This window comes from Phenylobacterium sp., assembly GCF_030693805.1.
GTDB lineage: Bacteria > Pseudomonadota > Alphaproteobacteria > Caulobacterales > Caulobacteraceae > Phenylobacterium.
In genome coordinates, this window is the sequence record NZ_JAUXZW010000169.1 from 1 (window position 1) to 1,120 (window position 1,120).

The following is a 1,120-nucleotide window of genomic DNA, read 5'->3' on the forward strand; positions in this document are numbered from 1 at the left end:
TCTTCACAGGCCAGCCGCAGCTCGGGGGTGTCTGGCAGGCCCCAGGCGGGCAGCTGCTGCCCCAGTTGCGCCAGCATGGCGGCCAGGGTGGTGGCCTCGAACAGCCGGGCCGAAAACATCGCCGGGCGCGTGGCGCCGAGGCTGCACAGGTGCAGCAGCACCAGGCCAACGATGGCCGCCAGAATGCCCGCGGCCAGGTGCTGCGCGCCAATGTGCACGTACACCAGCAACACCGCACCCAGCGTGGTGGGCAGGGACATTGCCACCGCATCGAGCGCGCCCAGAATGTGCAGCGGCCGCCATCGCGTGGGACGCTCGGCCGGGGGCTGGGTGGGTGCTGTTGTCTCGTCAGCGCTCATGCAGGGGCTTTTTTTGTTGTGATCGAACACACACCGGGTGGCTGGAAACGCACGCCCGACGCCGGCTGCGCCGAAGTTGTCATCTAATGTTAACCGTTCGTGGCCCACGGCACCGCCCGTGGGGACACCCCTTCCAACCCGACCTGCCGACGCCCTGATGCGAAAACTCCTGCGCCTGCTGCGCCGCCTCTATTTTTTTGCGCCGCTGCTGGCGGTGGCGCTGGTGTGTGGCCTCATGCTGGCCGACCCGCCCGCGGTGCGCACCGTGCGCCACGCGCTGTGGGACCAGTACCAGCGCCTGGAGCCGCGCATCTACCAGGACACCGCCGTTCGGGTGGTGGACATCGACGAGGAAAGCCTGGCGCGGGTGGGCCAATGGCCGTGGCCGCGCTACCGCATTGCCGAGCTGGTGGAGCGGCTGCAGGGGCTGCAGGCCGCCGCGATCGGCTTTGACGTGGTGTTTGCCGAGCCCGACCGCACCTCGCCCGCCGCCGTCAGCCGCGACTGGCCGCTGCCTGCCGGGGTGCGCCAGCAGATTGCCACCCTGCCCGACAACGACGACGTGCTGGCGCAGCAGCTCAAGGTCAGCAACGTGGTACTGGGCTTTTCGCTCGAACGCAAAGGCCCCGGCACAGTGCCCGAGACCATGCCGCTGCTGGCGCCGGTGGTGATGGGCGACCCGCCGCAGCCCTTTGTGCACCGCTTCGGCAGCGTGGTCCCGCCGCTGCCGGTGCTCAGCGCCAGCGCACCGTCGGCCGGCG

General features: G+C 70.0%; 2 protein-coding genes. One reads left to right on the forward strand and one right to left on the reverse strand.

The annotated features are described in order from the left end of the window. The coding region (locus tag Q8M88_RS07090) for a hypothetical protein (protein ID WP_305595801.1) at window positions 1-359 on the reverse strand (359 nt) is incomplete at its 3' end. Between the two features lie 157 nt (window positions 360-516). On the opposite strand from Q8M88_RS07090, the gene Q8M88_RS07095 reads away from it, so the two are divergent. Further along, the coding region (locus Q8M88_RS07095) for a CHASE2 domain-containing protein (protein ID WP_305595803.1) at window positions 517-1,120 on the forward strand (604 nt) is incomplete at its 3' end.